Source organism: Streptomyces sp. NBC_00690 (genome assembly GCF_036226685.1).
Lineage (GTDB): Bacteria > Actinomycetota > Actinomycetes > Streptomycetales > Streptomycetaceae > Streptomyces.
Window position 1 is genome coordinate 1,564,569 of the sequence record NZ_CP109009.1, and the last position, 17,651, is coordinate 1,582,219.

17 protein-coding genes are annotated in these 17,651 nt (G+C 68.6%); 5 read left to right on the forward strand and 12 right to left on the reverse strand.

Features of this window, described 5'->3' with window-relative positions; genetic code table 11:
- Positions 1–22: 22 nt before the first annotated feature.
- Positions 23–1,186 (forward strand): methyltransferase, encoded by a 1,164-nt coding sequence (locus OID54_RS06900; RefSeq protein ID WP_329015453.1) that lies wholly within the window; start codon positions 23–25, stop codon positions 1,184–1,186.
- Positions 1,187–1,283: 97 nt separating this feature from the next.
- Complete coding sequence (locus tag OID54_RS06905; protein WP_329015456.1) at positions 1,284–1,742, forward strand: nuclear transport factor 2 family protein; 459 nt, start codon at positions 1,284–1,286, stop codon at positions 1,740–1,742.
- A 114-nt stretch (positions 1,743–1,856) separates the two neighbouring features.
- On the opposite strand, the gene OID54_RS06910 is transcribed toward OID54_RS06905, so the two are convergent.
- Complete coding sequence (locus OID54_RS06910; protein ID WP_329015459.1) at positions 1,857–2,003, reverse strand: hypothetical protein; 147 nt, start codon at positions 2,001–2,003, stop codon at positions 1,857–1,859.
- Positions 2,004–2,332: 329 nt separating this feature from the next.
- Here OID54_RS06910 and lnt point away from each other — a divergent pair, with 329 nt between their 5' ends.
- Positions 2,333–3,973 (forward strand): apolipoprotein N-acyltransferase, encoded by a 1,641-nt coding sequence (gene lnt, locus OID54_RS06915; RefSeq protein WP_329015462.1) that lies wholly within the window; start codon positions 2,333–2,335, stop codon positions 3,971–3,973.
- Here the strand turns inward: lnt and OID54_RS06920 are convergent.
- Both OID54_RS06920 and OID54_RS06925 read right to left on the reverse strand, forming a co-directional pair.
- On the reverse strand, positions 3,897–4,802 hold the full coding sequence (locus OID54_RS06920) for a Gfo/Idh/MocA family protein (RefSeq protein ID WP_329015465.1): 906 nt from the start codon (positions 4,800–4,802) through the stop codon (positions 3,897–3,899). The genes lnt and OID54_RS06920 overlap by 77 nt on opposite strands.
- A 147-nt stretch (positions 4,803–4,949) precedes the next feature.
- The gene (locus OID54_RS06925; RefSeq protein WP_329015468.1) at positions 4,950–6,161 is read right to left on the reverse strand and encodes an FAD-dependent monooxygenase; all 1,212 of its coding nucleotides are present in this window, start codon (positions 6,159–6,161) and stop codon (positions 4,950–4,952) included.
- 80 nt (positions 6,162–6,241) lie between these two features.
- On the opposite strand from OID54_RS06925, the gene OID54_RS06930 reads away from it, so the two are divergent.
- Both OID54_RS06930 and OID54_RS06935 read left to right on the forward strand, forming a co-directional pair.
- Entirely contained in the window at positions 6,242–6,838 is a 597-nt protein-coding gene (locus OID54_RS06930; RefSeq protein WP_329015471.1) for a TetR/AcrR family transcriptional regulator, read from the forward strand.
- A gap of 236 nt (positions 6,839–7,074) precedes the next feature.
- Complete coding sequence (locus tag OID54_RS06935; protein WP_329015473.1) at positions 7,075–7,596, forward strand: hypothetical protein; 522 nt, start codon at positions 7,075–7,077, stop codon at positions 7,594–7,596.
- A gap of 156 nt (positions 7,597–7,752) precedes the next feature.
- Here the strand turns inward: OID54_RS06935 and OID54_RS06940 are convergent, their stop codons facing one another.
- From OID54_RS06940 to OID54_RS06980, 9 genes are all read right to left on the reverse strand, one after another.
- Positions 7,753–8,235: a hypothetical protein gene (locus OID54_RS06940; RefSeq protein ID WP_329015476.1), complete on the reverse strand. Its 483-nt coding sequence runs from the start codon at positions 8,233–8,235 to the stop codon at positions 7,753–7,755.
- A 196-nt stretch (positions 8,236–8,431) separates the two neighbouring features.
- Entirely contained in the window at positions 8,432–9,115 is a 684-nt protein-coding gene (locus OID54_RS06945; protein ID WP_329015479.1) for a uracil-DNA glycosylase, read from the reverse strand.
- A gap of 262 nt (positions 9,116–9,377) precedes the next feature.
- Positions 9,378–10,955 carry an ABC transporter substrate-binding protein gene (locus tag OID54_RS06950; protein WP_329015482.1) on the reverse strand — a complete coding sequence of 526 codons (1,578 nt, stop codon included), beginning with the start codon at positions 10,953–10,955 and terminating at the stop codon, positions 9,378–9,380.
- A 118-nt stretch (positions 10,956–11,073) separates the two neighbouring features.
- Positions 11,074–11,859 (reverse strand): SDR family oxidoreductase, encoded by a 786-nt coding sequence (locus OID54_RS06955; RefSeq protein WP_329015485.1) that lies wholly within the window; start codon positions 11,857–11,859, stop codon positions 11,074–11,076.
- A 15-nt stretch (positions 11,860–11,874) separates the two neighbouring features.
- Positions 11,875–12,636: a 3-oxoacyl-ACP reductase FabG gene (fabG, locus tag OID54_RS06960; protein WP_329015488.1), complete on the reverse strand. Its 762-nt coding sequence runs from the start codon at positions 12,634–12,636 to the stop codon at positions 11,875–11,877.
- A gap of 235 nt (positions 12,637–12,871) precedes the next feature.
- A complete protein-coding gene (locus tag OID54_RS06965) occupies positions 12,872–13,264 on the reverse strand; it encodes a DUF3037 domain-containing protein (protein ID WP_329015491.1) in 393 nt (130 codons plus the stop codon).
- On the reverse strand, positions 13,261–14,088 hold the full coding sequence (locus tag OID54_RS06970) for a HipA family kinase (RefSeq protein WP_329015494.1): 828 nt from the start codon (positions 14,086–14,088) through the stop codon (positions 13,261–13,263). Before OID54_RS06970 ends, OID54_RS06965 begins: the two co-directional genes overlap by 4 nt.
- Before the next feature lie 698 nt (positions 14,089–14,786).
- On the reverse strand, positions 14,787–16,262 hold the full coding sequence (locus tag OID54_RS06975) for an aldehyde dehydrogenase family protein (RefSeq protein ID WP_329015497.1): 1,476 nt from the start codon (positions 16,260–16,262) through the stop codon (positions 14,787–14,789).
- A 164-nt stretch (positions 16,263–16,426) separates the two neighbouring features.
- Positions 16,427–17,647, reverse strand: a complete 1,221-nt coding sequence (locus tag OID54_RS06980) for a trans-2-enoyl-CoA reductase family protein (protein ID WP_329015500.1) — start codon at positions 17,645–17,647, stop codon at positions 16,427–16,429.
- Positions 17,648–17,651 lie beyond the last annotated feature (4 nt).

The window sequence follows — 17,651 nt, forward strand, 5'->3', positions numbered from 1 at the left end:
CCTGGGCTAGCCTGGCTGCACGATGAACCGTCTGACCACGTCATGGGGCGATGTCTCACTCGCCCGTTTCCCCGAAGACCCCCGCGACCCCCTCCGCGCCTGGGACGCCGCCGACGAATATCTGCTGCGGCACCTCCAGGAGGGCGAGGGAATCCCCCGTGAACCGTCCCGGCTGGTGGTGGTCGGCGATCGCTGGGGTGCGCTGACCGTGGCCCTCGCCGCAGGCCCCGTCCCGACCGCCCCGGTGCAGATCAGCGATTCCTTCCTCGGTCGGCAGGCCACGCTGGCCAATCTCGCCCACAACGGCATCGAGTCCTCGGCGGTACGGCTGCTCTCCACCCATGACCCCGTGCCGGAGCGCATCGACGTGCTGCTGGTGCGGGTTCCCAAGAGCCTGGCGCTGCTGGAGGACCAGTTGCACCGGTTGGCACCGGCCGTGCACGCCGGGACCGTCGTCATCGGTACGGGAATGGTCAGCGAGATCCACACCTCGACGCTGCGACTGTTCGAGCGGATCATCGGCCCGACGAAGACCTCACTCGCGGCCAAGAAGGCACGCTTGATCTTCTGCACGCCCGATCCGCAGCTGCGCTCCGCTGCCAACCCCTGGCCGCTGCGCTATGCACTGCCCGACGACACCGGGGTGCTCGCCGGACGGACCGTGACCAATCACGCGGGTGTGTTCTGCGCCGATCGTCTCGACATCGGTACGCGGTTCTTCCTGCGCCATCTGCCCCGCCACCGCGGAGCCGAGCACGTGGTGGACCTCGGCTGCGGAAACGGGGTCGTGGGAACCGCCGTGGCCTTGGCGAACCCCGAGGCGTCGGTGACCTTCGTCGACGAGTCGTACGCGGCCGTGGCCTCGGCCGAGGCCACCTTCCGCGAGAACGCGCCCACCGGCAGTGCTGCGGAGTTCCTGGTGGGCGACGCCCTGTCGCAGCTCGCCACGGGGAGCGTCGACCTCGTACTGAACAATCCGCCCTTCCACTCCCACCGGGCCAGGTCGGACGGCACGGCCCGTCGGATGTTCGGCGACGCCCGCCGGGCGTTGCGCACGGGCGGTGAACTGTGGGTGGTGGGCAACCGACACCTCGGATATCACGTACGGCTCAAGCAGCTCTTCGGCAACTGCAAGGTCATGGCGAGCGACCCCAAGTTCGTGGTCCTGAGGGCCGTGAAGCAGTAGCTCCGCAGTCCGGGGAGCGCCACGTTTCCCGACGTCGGACGCAGGACGTACCCGCACGGCCCTTGGCGTCTGGCCCCGACTACCCGACACTGAGCCGATGACGCAGCGCGTGGATCTCGCAACGGTAATGGACCGGCTGGCCATCGACGAGCTGGTGACTCGCTATGCGGTGGCCGTGGACGATGCGGACTGGAGCGCGTTCCGAGAACTGTTCGCCCCTGGGGGGCGGGCCGACTACCGCAGTGCCGGTGGGATCGAGGGATCGGCGGCCGAGGTCGCCGACTGGATGGCGGGGAACCTGGAGTCCCTGCCCGTACGACAGCACCTCGTCGTCAACCGTCTCCTACGGCTACAAGACCTCGGCGGTTACTTCGGCGACGACGGCGAGGTGCAGGCCGACTATCTGCATTCGGTGCGCGGGGACGGCGGCGAAGGCCATGCATCGGGTGGGCGCTACAGCTTCGGTGTCCTCCGTACCGACGACGGATGGCGACTCACCCAGGTGGTGATGCGGGAGAAGTGGCGCAACGATTCGGGGGCGCCCGCCGGAGTCTGAGGGACCCCGGGCGCACGGGCGGCGGTGTCCGCCGGTGGCGCCCGCCGTGCTCGGCCGGCCCGGTTCGGGTCGTGCCGAGCACGAGCGGGCTCAGCGAATGCGAAGGCCGGAGGGTCAGCCGACCAGTTCCGCCTTGTTCATGGCGCTGATGGAGTGCGCAGGGTCGCCGTGGGACATCTTGGCGAGCTGTGCGGCGGCACCGATGAGGAAGGCGGTGGCGACGAGGGCGATCAGGGCGAGGGACAGACGGCGGACGCTCATGGGCGCACTCCCCGGGGCACGGGCCGCTCGATGCGGCGGCGGACGCCGTCGCATCGACGGCTCAGGGGGACCTTAGATCGCACCGTCCGCCCTCGCCACGGACGTACGGGACGGCGGTCGACTTTCGGCCGCCCCGGTCGAGGGGCTCCGCTTCGGGTCGGCGACAGCTGGACGCCCGGATCGCGCTCGGCCGCCGTCACGGCGGACTGAAGGCGGTCGGACGTGGGCAGATACCGACTCCGGATGCCGTGTTGATCCGCTTCCCGATGGCGCACAGACTGGAAGGGACGCTGCTCACGGCCCTTCGCAGCAGGACGAGGAGGCGCGCCATGCGGATTGCGGCCCACCTTCCAGAGCTGCGGCACGGTGGGAGGGCTCCCGGGTGGTTCGGCCCGGTGCACCACCGGATGGGACTGGCGCCCCTGGTCGGTGCCCTGCCGGCGCTCGCCTTTCCGGAGCCGGCCTGGTGGTGGTTCGCGTATGTGGCGCTCGTGCCGTGGCTGCTGTTGTTGCGGTCTGCGCCCTCCGGTCGGCAGGCGGCGATCGAGGGCTGGCTCGGCGGGATGGGTTTTGTGATCGCCGTCCACCACTGGCTGGTGCCCAGCCTCCATGTGTTCATCGTGGTGCTCGGTGCGCTGCTGGGACTGTTGTGGGCACCCTGGGGCTGGCTGGTCCACTCCCGGCTGCGTGGTGGCCTCTCGCCGAGCGGAACGGCCGTCGCCCTGGTGGTGGTCCCGTCGGGATGGCTGATGATCGAACTGGTCCGGTCCTGGGAGGGGCTCGGCGGCCCCTGGGGCCTGCTCGGTGCGAGCCAGTTCGATGTCGCCCCCGCCCTGGTGATCGCATCGGTCGGTGGGGTGTGGCTCCTCACCCTGTTGGTGGTGGCGGTGAACACGACGATCGCTCTGCTGATCGCCGTCCCCTCGGCCAGAACCGCCGTGCTCACGGGCGCCCTCGTCGGTGCACTGGTGATCACGGCCATGGGGTTCGTCGCCCCGCGCCCGGAGGAGTCGGGGCGGATGCGGGTGGCGATCGTGCAGCCGGGGGTGTTCGAGGGAGCGGGCGAGCGGGGTGCGGAGCAACGCTTCGCACGCGGTGAGGAACTGACCCGTGCGTTGGTGGGCCAACGGCTCGATCTGGTCGTCTGGGGCGAGAGCAGTGTGGGTGCGGATCTTGGTGAACGGCCCGACCTGACGGCCCGGCTGACGGCGCTCTCCCGTGCTGTCGGAGCCGAGGTGCTGGTCAATGTGGATGCCCGCCGCACCGACGGGGGGCAGGGGGCCGGCATCTACAAGAGTTCCGTGCTGGTGGGCCCGACGGGACCGACCGGCGACCGCTACGACAAGATGCGGCTGGTTCCGTTCGGGGAGTACGTCCCGGCTCGGGAGCTGCTGGGGTGGGCGACTTCGGTGGGCAGGGCCGCCGGCGAGGATCGCGTGCGGGGCACCCGGGCGGTGGTGATGGAGGTGGCGCGGGGCGGCACCCCGGGCGAGGGCGGCACCCGGATCGGGCCGCTCGTCTGCTTCGAGTCGGCGTTCCCCGATATGAGCAGACAGCTGACCCGGGACGGCGCGCGACTGTTGCTCGCCCAGTCGGCGACCTCGTCGTTCCAGGGCAGTTGGGCTCCCGAGCAGCACGCATCGCTGGCGGCGCTGCGCGCGGCCGAGAACGGTCGGCCCATGGTCCATGCCACGCTCACCGGAGTCAGTGCGGTGTACGGGGCCGAGGGCGACCGCATCGGGCGTCAACTGCCCACCGGCACGAGCGCCGCCGCCGTCTACGAGGTGCCGCTGACCCGAGGAACGACCGGATTCGTCCGGTTCGGTGACTGGGCCGTGCAGGGCGCCGCAGCCGTTCTGGTCGTACTCGGCGCCTGGGAGGCGACACGCAGGGTCAGGAGGCGTGCTCCATCGCCCGCAGTACGACCTGCTCACACAACTCATGGGTCTGCAAGGCGTCCTGAGCGCTGAGGACCGTCCCGGCGCGTACGGCGTCGAGGAAGACGAGCACCGCCTGTTCGATGCCTCGCTGCCTGGCGACGGGCACCCAGTCGCCCCGGCGCCGAATGCTGGGCTGCCCCTTGTGGTCGACGACCTCGGCGAGGTTGCGCACTTCGCGCTTGCTGTCCTGGCCCGCGATCTCCAGGATCTCCTCGGTGGAGCCGCTGCGGTGGTTCATCGTGCCGATCGCGGTGAAGCCGTCACCGGACAGCTGGAGCACGACGTGATGGAGGTGATCACCGATCAGACGAGCGCGTACGTCCGTGTGCTCGATCGGCCCAGGGGCCAGGAAGCGCAGGGTGTCGACGACATGGATGAAGTCGTCGTAGACGAAGGTGCGCGGGACTTCGGCGAGCCCGATGCGGTTCTTCTGGAGCAGGATCAGATCGCGGGGGTGTTCCAGGCACTGGGCGTAGGAGGGTGCGAAGCGGCGGTTGAAGCCGACGGCGAGGCTGACCCGACGCGCTGCGGCGAGTTCCACCAGTCGGCGTGCCTCGGCCAGTTCATTGGCCAGCGGCTTGTCGACGAATGTGGGCACACCCGCCTCGATCAGGGTGCCGACGATCTGCGCATGCACGGCGGTCGGGGCGTGGACGAAGGCGGCGTCGAGGTCCTGGGCGAGCAGGGATTCCAAGGTGGTGTGTTGTTGTGCCGCCGGGATGCGGTACGCCTCGGCCGTCCGGGCGAGGGTGGCAGGAGTACGTGTCTGGAGGTGCAGCTCGATCCCGGGCAGTGCGCCGAACACGGGCAGATACGCCTTCTGCGCGATGTCTCCGAGGCCGATGCAACCGATCTTCACAGATTCCTCCCTAGGGCCTGTCCTGGTGCGCACCCGTTGGGCACCCGTGTCGTGGGTGCTTCGGGGACCTCGGCTCGACTCCAGCGCCGTATCGCGCTCGCCGGGGCGGACCGATCCACACCGAATGACGATCCACCACCGAGTCCGTCATCCGTGCGATGCCTGGTCAGCATACGTGCGCTGGGGTGGCCGCCAGTCGAGGATCCCGTCGCCCGCGCGGAGGGCGACCCGCGGGCCGAGGCGGGCGATCAGACCCAGCAGCGCTTCGCGCACGGTGACCGCCGGAGCGCTGGACAGCGATTGCGCCCTGGCGACCCGGGCGGCTTTGCGCACGATGGCGGTGGTGCGGGGTTGGCGATCGGCGCTGTAGGCGGCGAGCGAGGAGCCGAGGTCTCCGTTCGGCGCCAGATGATGGGCGAGGACCACGGCGTCCTCGACGGCCTGGTTGCCGCCTTGACCGAGCATCGGGGTCATGGCGTGGGCGGCGTCCCCGAGCAGCGCGGTGCGGCCCCGGTGGAACGTGGGCAGCGGGTCGATGAGGTGGTGGACGTCGCTGCGCAGTACCCCGCCCGGTGATGTGGCGTCGATGATCTGTGGCACGGGCTCGTGCCAACCGCCGAAGCGGCGCAGCAGTTCGGCGCGTTCGTCGTCGGCGCGCTCTCCGCGCGGCGCGAGGGCCGCCGCGTAGGCGTAGAGGGAGCCGTCCTTGAGCGGCTGGGTGCCCCAGAGCATCCCCGGGCCCCAGGTCTCGTGGGGTTCCTGGGGTTGTTCGAGCGCCGGAACGAGCACGCGCCAGGTGGTGAAGCCGGAGTAGGCCGGTGCAGGGTGCGCCGGGAACAGGGTCTGGCGTGCGGACGAGTGGATTCCGTCGGCGGCGACGACCAGTTCGGCTTCGAGTCGGTCGGCGCCGACGGCGACCACGGCCGGCTGTCCACCGGGTACACCGGGATCGATCAGCTCAGCGGGGCTCGCGGTCCGTACGACCCCGGTGGGCAGCCCGGATGCGATCAGGTCGATCAGGGTGGCGCGGTGGATCACCACGAGGGGGCCGCCGAAGCGTTCGGCGAACGCCGCGCTGTCCACTCGGTTGAGCCAGCGACCTCGGGGGTTGCGCAGACCGCCACCGCCCTGCCAGGCGGCGAGTTCACGGATGCCGTCGCCCAGCCCGATGACGTCGAGCGCCCGTTGGCCATTGGGGGCGAGGCTGATTCCCGCGCCCACGGGCTCCAGGCTCTGCGCTCGTTCGAAGACCGTGGTTCGCCAGCCTCGCTGGTGCAGGGCCACGGCGGCGGTGAGACCGCCGATGCCGCTGCCGATCACGATGGCACGGGGCGCAGTGGGTCGAGCCGAACCGGACATGCCTTCTCCTTACGTAACTACACCTGTAGTGACCCTGCGAGCGTACTACACCCGTAGTTTCCGAGCGGTAGGTTGGGGCCATGGCCGAACGCACCACACCACAGGGCTCCCGAGCCGACCTGATCACCGACACCGCTCTTGACGTGCTGGCAGAGCGCGGGATGCGCGGGCTGACCCACCGCGCGGTGGACGAAGCGGCCGGACTCCCCCAGGGCTCCACCTCGAACCTCTTCCGCACCCGGCAGACACTGCTGGAGGCCGTGGTCACCCGGCTGATGCACCGCGAGGTCTCGATCCTTGCCATCGACGAGATGCCCGGGCCGACCGACGGCACGGCGGCCCTGGCGAACGCGCTCGCCCTGGCCGTGCACCGCTCGCTGAACGAACACCGCACGCTGGTGATCGCCCGGTACGAACTCGCCCTGGAGGCCACGCGCAGACCCGAGCTGCGCACGGCCTACGACACGGCCGGCAGGAGCTTTCGCGGGCCGCTCCACGCGCTGCTGACGGCTGCCGGGTCATCAGATGCGGAGCGGCACACCCGATCCCTGATCGCCTGGTGCGAAGGGCTCCTGTTCACCTGTGCGGCCGGAGCGGACCATCTCGCACCCCCCGACCACGAGACCGTACGGAAGGGACTGACGGAACTGCTGAACGGGATGCTCGGCCGCCCTTGAGCACGTGGGAGCGGTGAGTGCGTCGGTCCGCCATGCGTCAGCGGATGCGGATACGGATACGGAAGGACGACGGTCGGGAACCGCGTCGGCGCTCCCGACGAACCTCGCTCCGCGCGCCCGAGGCTCCCTGCACATCCCGACCGCTGGCGACGACTGGTCGAGCGTTGTCATCCGTGCGGGCCATTTCCCGCGCATACCACCCCTGAACAGACCTTCCAGCCAACAGAGTTGGCCGGGTGACCACTCTCGCCAAGAACCGGCTGACCATGGCGGCCCGGGCCCGGACCGGCCTGGTCCTCTCCGGTCTACTCCTCCCCGGTCTGCTCCTCCCCGGTCTGCTCCTCCCCGGCTGCGTGACCGTACCGGCCGAGCCACGGCCCGTGCGTCCGCTCCCCTCCGAACGGCACACTCCTGTGGTAACGCCACAGATCGTGCAGGGGCCGGCCCGCGAGGCGCTGGAGCGAGTGCCTGCCGACCCCGTTGAGCTTCCCCCGGCCGCTCCCCGGCAGGCCCCCCTCCCGCCGAGCTCGGCTCCACAGGCCGACGACGCGCCGCCCCGACGCAGTCGCCCACCCGCTCCCCGGCGGACCGACACCCCGCGCCCGACGCCTCCGGCCGTCCGTCCCTCACCGACCGCACTGCCCACCACCATCAGGGATGTGTGTGCTCTCGGCGAGCACTACGGCGGTCTGGACCCGGACGGTGCCACCGGACGGATCTGCCGTGAGTGGCACCGCAAGGGTTGGCCGGGCTCATGAAGGCAAGCACCCCGGCCGCCCTGACCAGCGGGAGGCAGCCCGACGGGACCGCCGCCCTGACCACACGGGAGGCGGCCCGGCGGGACCGTGGCACGGCCGGACGGACAAGCTGCACGCCGACGGGGACTTGAGGGCCGGGGCCGTCGTACACAGCAGTCAGACCTCGCCCAGCGAGCGCTCCAAGCGTGCGACGGCGGTACGCATGCGGTGGCCGTAGCCATCGTCCTTGAGGTGGCGCGCCGACTCACGCGCCCGATCGAGATGGGCCCGTGCGGCATCGAGGTGCTGGAGCTTCACATAGTCCGAGGCGAGGTTGAGATGAAGCGAAGGAAACAGGGCCCGCAGAGCCCGGAGGGACTGCTGCCGATCGCCGCGCACTTCCCCTTCGGCCGCCGCCAGCGCCCGGAGGTCCCAGGCCAACTCGTCACCGGGGTCGTCCTGGGTGTCGGCCATGTAGTGGGCCAGGGTGCAGCGGTGCAATGCCTCGCCGCGCTCCCCGATCTCGGACCACAACGCACCGAAGCGATTGCGGGCCTCCTCCCGGTCACCTCCGTGGAGCAACATGACCGCCTGCCCGATCCGGGTCAGTACGGGGTCCTGCCCCGCTTCCTGCTGCTCGATCACCGCGGCCTCCCACATCCTTCACACCAGGACACAACGCACAGCAGCGTGTACTCGGAGGCGGTCTCCGTCGGGCTCTCCCGCCCGATCCCTCCGCCCCACGACCACACGCTGCCGACGTTAATCGCCCCCGTGGGCAAACCCGCACAGGCTCGTCACGGGTCCGCGTTCCATCAGCCGGCTGCCGCACCGGGCCCCGAGCCGATGGCCCCGGTCAGCCCAGGTTCGGGATGCGCCAGTCGATCGGCTCGTGGCCCTGTGCGGCGACCGCCTCGTTGATCTGGGTGAAGGGCTGCGAACCGAAGAACTTCTTCGCGGAGAGCGGGGAAGGGTGGGCGCCCTTGACCACGACGTGCCGGGACTCGTCGATCAGGGGGAGCTTCTTCTGCGCGTAGTTGCCCCAGAGGACGAAGACGGCCGGGTCGGGGCGCGAGGCGACCGCGCGGATCACTGCGTCCGTCACCTTCTCCCATCCCTTGCCCTTGTGGGAGTTCGCCTCGCCCGCCCGGACCGTCAGCACCGCGTTCAGCAGGAGGACTCCCTGCTGGGCCCACGGCATCAGATAGCCGTTGTCCGGAACGGGCAGACCCAGCTCTGCCTGCATCTCCTTGTAGATGTTGCGGAGAGAGGGAGGCGTCTTCACACCGGGACGCACCGAGAAGCACAGTCCGTGCCCCTGGCCCTCACCGTGGTAGGGGTCCTGGCCCAGGATGAGAACCTTGACCTGGTCATAGGGAGTGGCGTCGAGGGCTGCGAAGACTTCCTCCCGCGGCGGGTAGACGGGACCCTTCGCCCGCTCTTCCTCGACGAACTCGGTCAGCTCCTTGAAGTAGGGCTGGGCCAGTTCGTCGCCGAGGACGCCGCGCCAGGACTCGGGCAGCATGTCGGTGTCGGTCACGTCAAGAACCTCCGGAGAGTGATCAGTTACTGACCACAGAACCTACCGGGAGCCACTGACAACGGGCGCCTCAGAGAAAATCTGCCCCAACGCGATGCCCCAACGCAACGAGTGGGGCATGCCCGGATAGCCGTCGCCCGCGGACGGGCTCGGCGAGGAACCGCTCACGGGTGCGGCGAGGAACCGCTCACGGGTGCGGCGAACCCCCCGGCCGTCACTCCCGTGAGCGGAGCTTGTGCCCCGTACTGGCTTGTGCCCCGTACTACCAACTGGCCTTGCGGTAGAGCTCCCACATCTGCATGATCGCCTGCGGGTCGACCGCGCGCTCGCTTCCGCCGATCTCCTTGTTGGCCGCGATGTAGACCTTGCCCTGCCACAGCGGAAGCAGCCGCACGTCCTTGGCGAGGATCTTCTGTACGTCCTCGAAGTACTTGGCGACGGCACCGCGGTCAGTCTCGGTGCGGGACTGGGGCAGCAGCTCCTTGGTGATCTCGTCGTTGACGTAGGGGGTCGACAGGACGTTCTGTTCGCCCACGAAGGGCGCGATGAAGTTGTCCGGGTCCGGGAAGTCGGGGAACCAACCGCGCCCGAAGACCGGGTAGGTGCCGCTCTGGTAGCCCTTCTGGAACTCCGCCTCGGGCTTGCCCTTGACGGTGATCTTGAACAGCCCCGACGCTTCCAGCTGCTGCTTGATCGCGTTGAACTCAATGCCCGTGCCCGCGCCGTAGCGGTCGGTGGTGTACCAGAGGGTCAGCTCGACCGGCTCGGTGATTCCGTCCCGCTCCAAGATCTTCTTGGCCTTGCTGGCGTCGGGCTCGCCGTAGACGTCGAAGAACTGGGTGGAGTGGCCCGTGATCCCTCGGGGGATCATCGAGTACAGGGGCTCGGCGGTGCCCTTGTAGACCTTGGAGATGAGGGCCCCACGGTCGATGATCTGGGCGATCGCCCTGCGCACCGATGTCTTGCCCGCCATCGGGTCCTTGGGGTTGAAGACGAGGTAGCGTATGTCCGCGCCAACCGTCTCGATGACCTGGAGATTCTTGTTCTGCGGCAGCTTCGACTGCTGGAGGTCCGCCACGTCCGTGGCGGAGAGTCCCCGGAAGGTGGCGTCGATCTTCTTCCGCTTCAGCGCTCCGATCATGATCTCGGAGTCGCGGAAGTATCGAATCGTGATGGCGTCGTTCTTCAACCGGGCGAACCCGCGGTAGCTGCCGTTCTTGACGAGTTCGGCCTTCTCGCCCTTGGTGTAGGAGCTCAACTTGTAGGGCCCCGAGCCCGTCACACCACCGTCCTTGCGCAACTGGGTGGCCGGGTACTCCTCCGGCGCGACCAAGGAGGTGGCCGGGGTGGCGAGGACGAAGGGGAAGGTGGCGTCGGACGCCTTGAGGAAGAATTTGACCTTGAGTTCGCCGTCGGTCTGCACACTGCCGAGGGAGGTCAGCAGTTTACTGGGGCCGTTCCTGGAAGAGATGTGCTGAACGCGCGTGATGGAGTGCTTGACCGCTTCCGCGTTGAGCTTCTCTCCATTGGAGAACAAGAGTCCCGGCTTCAACGTGCATTCGTAAACCTTGGGGCCGGTGAACTCGCAACGCTGTGCCGCATCGGGTTGCGGCAGCGTGGAGTCGGTCGGGAAACTCAGCAGGGTTTGATAGACATTGCGATACAACTCCCATGAACCGTCCCAGGCGGCTGCCGGATCGAGGGTCGTGGGCTCGCTCGTCGTGCCGACCGTAATCTTCTGGTCGCCGCCGCCCTGGGCATCGGAGAACAGGCCGCACCCCGCGAGCAGGGATATGGACGCTAGGGCTGCAGTGGACTGCAGACAGGTCCGGTAGAACACGTGCACGCTCCTCGTTCGGCCGTGGGTCGGCCGACCATACCGCAGTGCCCTGTCGGTTCGACCCGGGGGCGCAGGGGCAGGACACTTGACTCAACGCGTAACAAAAGGCGCAGTCAGCTCAATGCAATCCTGCTTTGAGGAAGATACCCCCGTCAACGACCAATGTCTGTCCCGTGACCCAGTCGGATTGCTCCGAGGTGAGAAAAGCAGCCGCCGCACCGATGTCCGCGGGCACCCCGAGCCGCCCCAGCGGGTAGGCCGCAGCCGCCTCCTCCTCACGGCCCTCGAAAAGCGCCCGCGCGAATTGGGTCTTGACCACCGCGGGAGCAATCGCGTTGACCCGCACCCCAGGGGCGAACTCATGGGCCAACTGAAGGGTCAGATTAACCATGGCCGCCTTGCTCATGCCATAGGCGCCGAGGAATGGGGAGGGAGCGAGTCCGGCAACGGAGGCGATGTTCACGATCGCGCCGCCGTTCTCCTTCTGCCATGCGTGGTACGCCTGTTGGGCGAACCCGAGCGCCGAGATCACATTCGTCTCGTACACCTTGCGCACCACGGAAAGATCGAGTTCGGCGAGTGGACCGTAGACCGGATTGGTACCGGCGTTGTTCACCAGGAAGTCGATCCGCCCGAAGGCTTCCATGACGTGCCGCACCGCTGCTGCCTGATGGGCCTCGTCATGGGCCTTGCCCGCGACCGCGATGGCACGGTCGGAGCCGAGCCGGTCCACCGCCTCCCGTAGCGCGTCCTCGTTGCGTCCGGTGATGCAGACCCGGTCGCCGCGGGCGACGAGCGCCTCGGCGATGCCATAGCCGATGCCGCGGCTTCCCCCGGTGATCAGGGCGGTCCGACCGCTTGTGGGGGCCTGGGCCCCGTCGGCCCGGTGTGACTCGGTGTGCATCTCGATCCTCTGCACTCAGTCGAGCGGTCCGCCGGCCACGTACAACACCTGTCCGGAGACGAATCCCGCCTCGTCACCGGCGAAGTACGCGATCGCTGCCGCCACGTCCTCGGGGCGCCCCACCCGTTGGACCGGGATCTGGGTGGCGGCGGCAGCCTGGAACTCGTCGAAGCCCATGCCGACGCGGGCCGCGGTCGCCGCCGTCATGTCCGTTGCGATGAAGCCGGGGGCGACGGCGTTGGCCGTGATCCCGAACTTGCCGAGCTCTTTGGCGAGGGTCTTGGTGAAGCCCTGGAGCCCGGCCTTGACCGCGGAGTAATTGGCCTGGCCGCGGTTGCCGAGCGCCGAGGATGAGGAGAGCGAGACGATCCGTCCGAAACCGGCGTCCACCATGTGCTTCTGGCATGCCTTGGCCATCAGGAACGCGCCCTTGAGGTGCACGTTCACCACCGTGTCCCAGTCGGACTCGGTCATCTTGAACAGCAGGTTGTCCCGCAGCACTCCGGCGTTGTTCACGAGGATGGTCGGTGCGCCCAACTCCGCGGCGACCCGGGCGATCGCGGCGTCCACCCGGCCACTGTCGGAGACGTCGCAGCTGACGGCGAGGGCTCGACCCCCCGCCGCGGTGATCGCATCCACCGTGTCCTTGCAGGCCGCTTCGTCCAGGTCGAGTACCGCGACGGCCCGGCCGTCGGCGGCGAGTCGTACGGCGGTGGCGGCTCCGATGCCCCGGGCCGCCCCGGTGACAACGGCTACCCGCTGCTCGGTGGTGGACATGCTGCTCTCTCCTCGCCGTTGGCTGCGCCGCGTCGGCGGGTGCCCGCGGCCGTGATCGTGCGTGATGCACCGGCACCCGTTCCCAGCGGGTGCCGGCGAGGCCCCTACCCGGCGCCTCGGCCCGGGAGTCAGGACGTCCGGGCGTGAGCGACCGCTTAGTACCGCCGGCTGGACGAGACGCTAGAAGCCCCGACACCAGGTGTCAACGGCCACCGTGGGCGCGCCGGGCAGGACATCAGCGCACGAGCAGCGCCAACAGTCGCTCCACCTCCGCCGCGGGATCGGCGGTCAGTCCGGTGTGCACGGGCCCGGGTTGGACGACGGTCGAGCGCGGCGCGATCAACCACCGAAAGCGCCGACCCACGTCGTCGACGGCTGCCTGTCCGGCGGCTTCCCCACCGCAGCAGACGTACTCGACCGCGCGCAGGGCCGCCTGGACGCCGGTCACATCCGCGGCGGGGTCCAGCGCCCGGAGCTTGGCCGCGTCGAGATGGGTACGGGCCGAGACGAAGGACCGCGCCCGGCAGTAGACCACCACGCCCGCGTTGAAGCACTCGCCCCGCTCCACCCGTGGCACCACCCGCAACAGGGCGTACTCGAACACCTCACGGCCATCGCGCCCGCTCATGACCGTGCGCCCTTCTGCTCGGTACGGCCGGTCAGCCAGCCGGGTGCCCGGGACGGGCGGTCCTTGGACGGCTCGCCCAGGGTGATCCGCTCGTGGATCGTCGCCGCTCGGGGCAGCAGGGCGTCCACATACGCCCTGCGAAGCGCGTCGGTGGTGTCGAACCCCGGCTCGTCGACCAGCCATGCATCGGGTACGTCGGCCGCTGCCGCCATGATCAGTTCCTCGGTCACCCGGGGGGCGAGCTCGGCTGCCGCCGTGATGATGTCGGGTGAGAACCGGGCGAGCGCGTGGTCGGATGCGTCGTACGGCTTGTGGGCCCAGGAGGCGACGCCCGGCCAGTTGTGGTGCCAGATCATCGTCGCCCCGTGGTCGATAAGCCAGAGGTCTCCGTGCCAGACCAGCATGTTGGGGTTGCGCCAGGAGCGGTCGACGTTGTTGATGAGGGCGTCGAACCAGATGACCCGGCCGGCCTCCGCGGGATCCACCTCATAGGCGAGCGGGTCGAAGCCGATGGTCCCCGGCAGGAAGTCCATGCCGAGGTTGAGCCCTCCGCTCGCCTTCAACAACTCCTGCACCTCCTGATCGGGCTCGCCGAGCCCGATCACCGGATCGAGCTGTATGGCAACCAGATCGGGCACCCTGAGCCCCAGGGCGCGACCGATCTGCCCGCAGATGACTTCGGCGACCAGGGTCTTGCGGCCCTGCCCGGCACCGGTGAACTTCATCACGTACGTACCCAGATCGTCGGCTTCGACGATGCCCGGGAGCGAGCCGCCCTCACGCAACGGTGTGACGTAGCGGGTCGCGGTGACTTCGGTAAGCATTTCCCCAGGCTATACGGGTTCACTCCATGCAAATCCACGGAACAGCCCAACACCATGGAGCCCGAAGAATTCCCCTGCTCGACTACCGAGCGCGGCCAGTCGCAGCTCTTCGCGTCCTAGGAGAAGCGCGGCAGAGCTTCCCACTCGTCGGCTGGCGAGCGACGGACGTGGAGCGACTTTCCGCGGAGTCAATGTCTGCGAGGTTCAGCCCGAGCACTTCGCCTTGGCAAAGCGCGTATCGCGGTCTCAGCAGGACGGCGATCCGATTCCGCGCGTCGACCGCATCTCGTACGTGAGGCGCCGTCCTCTGCACCCACGGCTCTGGAGGCTCCCGAGGCGCTTTGACCGTCGCCCAGGTTTGGTCTGCGCGGGATCTCTGGCGAAGGCACAACGCATGGCGGGCGGTCGCGGTAGCACTCGACCCGGATACTGCGGGGGTCATGGAGGACAGAACATCGGAAACGGCATGGGGGCACGTCCTCGCCCAAGGCATGCACTCCGCCGGTCGTCCTCGTGGGCGAGGGCGACCGGCGGTGGGAACGAGATGGTGTCGTCGATCACGGAAAGGTCACCGCGGCAAACGCCGGTCGCCCGGATGCCGACGAGGATCTCCCCGGGGGCGGGACTCCGGAACGTGCACGATGTGCGGCTGTTTGCCGTCGGAGATGAGGGCTCGCAGAGGTTCGCCTCCTGTCAGCTCAGGACGACCAGACGACCGACTGGAGTTCGCTGTACGCATGCAGTCCGAAGGAGCCGTCGTGCCGGCCGACGCCGGATTCCTTGAAGCCCCCGAAGTGCGCCTCGGGGGGACGCTGAACGGTGTTGATACCGACATTGCCGCTGCACAGCCGGGACGCAAGATGCCAGGCGCGGACGGTGTCACCGGAAAAGACATAGTCGTGGAGACCGAAGGGAGTGCCATTGACGATCCGGACAGCCTCGTCCTCGTCGTCGAAGGGGATCACGACGACGACCGGGCCGAAGATCTCCTCCTGTGCCACCGTCATGTCCGGGGTGACATCGGCAAGAACAGTGGGGGCGAAGTAGAACCCCGGCTTGAGCACCGGGCGTTCGCCGCCAGCGACGACTCGGGCACCCTGCTGCCTCGCGCTTTCAACGTACTCCTCGACGCGATCGCGCTGGGCAGCGGAGATGAGCGGGCCAACGATGGTGGAGTTGTCCACCGGACTGCCGACTTTCAACGCCCGGGCGTGCTCGGTGAGTGCGGCGACGGCCTTCTCATACAGCGATCGGTGTACGAGCATCCGGGTCGGCGTGGTGTAGTTCTGACCGCTGTGAAAGGAAAAGGTCAAACCGACCGCGGTGACCGCCATCTTGAATGCCTTCTCGTCGGCATCCTCAAGAACGATAGCCGCGCCCTTACCGCCGAGCTCCAGGAGGGTGCGCTTCATCTGCCCACCCGCGGCTACAGCGATCCTCTTCCCCACAGCGGTGGAACCGGTGAAGCTGATCATGTCGATGTCGTAGTGGGCGACCACCGCCTCGCCCGTGATGGGCCCTGATCCCGTGACGACGTTAAAGACGCCGTCCGGTAGGCCGGCCTCCTTCATGATCGGACCCAGCGCCAAGCAGCCGAGCGGGCCATGCGGTGCAGGTTTGGCGACCACGGTGTTACCCATGGCAAGAGCCGGGGCGACCTTGCCCGCGAGATTGACGATGGGGAAGGTGGAGGAGGTGATGCATGCCACGACGCCCAGGGGACGGCGCACAGCCGCCGCGCCGATGAGCCCGCCGCCAGCCAGCGGACTCGCTGTGGCGGGATGCGGCGCAAGGGGTACGGTGTCGGGCTCCAGCGCGGCGCGTGCGTAGCGGCGGAAGTGGTCGGCCGCGGCGGGAATCTGCACGGACTTCGCCGCTCGCATGGTTGCGCCGGTCTCAGCCTGCACCAAGGGAGCCAGTTCGTCGGCCCGTTCGGTGATCAGGTCGCCGATGCGCTCCAAGATGGCGGCGCGCTGACGCGGATCGGTGCGGGACCAGTCGCCGAAGGCGGTCCTGGCAGCTTCGGCAGAGGCCCAGATCTCGGCAGCGTGACCCTCAGGGGCGTAGCCCACCGCCTCGTCGGTGGCCGGGTTGGTGATCTGATAGTGGCCCTGCTCGGGATCGTGCCAAGCGCCGGCTATCCAATGGCCGTACTTCTTGGGGGAATCGGTCATGTTCAGCTCCCTTCGGCAGGTCGAGAACGCGACCGGCGATAGCGCCACGCTGGATCTCGTTCGAGCCGCCGTAGATGGTGTCGGCGCGGGAGAGGAGGAACGCCCGCTGTGTCAAATGGAGTTGCCAGATCTTGAGGAAGACGCTCACGTCCTCAGGCGCGAGTTCAAGGAGTCGGCTCATTCGGCCAGGGCAGGTCAGTCTCGACCGGGGTGCCGTAGTCGACGCCGGGGACATCAAAGCCGTACAGGGAACGGAATTGCGCACGGAACCACGGGATGTCGGCCAGCTCGGTGACGGTTTCGGGGGTGATCGAATGCCAGCGTTCAGCCACGGCGGCCTGGACCGGATCGGACAGCTCCCAGCGATCGAGGCGGATACGGCCGGCCTCGTCCACATCGGGCCACTCTGCCGTGAGTTGGTTCCATAGCTGGAGCGACTGCTCGACCGGGGAGGGGAAGCGGTTGCCCAGAACACCACGGAGCAGGCTGACATAGAGCGGGACACCGGGGATCGCGGTCAATGCCTGCGTAATCGCTGCTCCGTTCACCGAGGTGTACGCATGGCCACCCACCGCGGCCAGCTGCTCGGTCAGGGCGCCCGCGGTGGACTCCAGATCTGCCTTGGCGGCGCCGATCGTGCCCCTGCGGTAGATCGCCGAGGTCAGCGGCGAACCGATGTAGGTGAGGGCGACCGTACGAAATCCGTCGCGTAGCAGCCCGCGCTCCGCCAGCGCGGTGACCCAGCGGGACCAGTCCTCGCCACCCATGACACGAACTGTCGCAGCGGTCTCGGCCTCGCTTGCCGAATCGACGGTGACCTCGCGCAGGTACACGGCTTCATCGTCAGCGAACTCCAGGTTCCGGGTGGTGTACGGCGTACCGAGCGGCTTGAGCACCGAGTGGTAGGTGGTGCCGCTGCGTGTATCGGTGCGCCGGGGCGCTGCAACGCTGTAGATCAGGTAGTCCACACCGCCGAACCGCTTAGCCAGCAGATCCAACGTCTCGGTCTTGGTGGCGTCGGCGAACGCGTCGGCATTGCGGAACGAGAAATCGGACCCGAGATCGTAGGCGATCGCATTGCTGGCGATGGTGCGGTACCAACCGGCAGTCGCGCTGCGGTGTCCGGCCGGCCGTTCGAGGCTGATGCCCACGCCGTCTATGCCGTACTGCACGAGCCCAGCGATCGTACTCGCCAGGCCGTAGCCGGCGCTCGACCCGATCACCAGCACCGTCGGCCGCCGCGCCGGTGGCTTCTCGGGAACGGGGACCTCGGCCCGCATCCGTGCGACGCTGCGAAAGCACCCGACCGGATGCGACTCGACTAGCAGATAACCACGTCCCGTTGGGGTAACGACGCGTTCGGACTGCCTAGGCGGTGGGTGCATCATC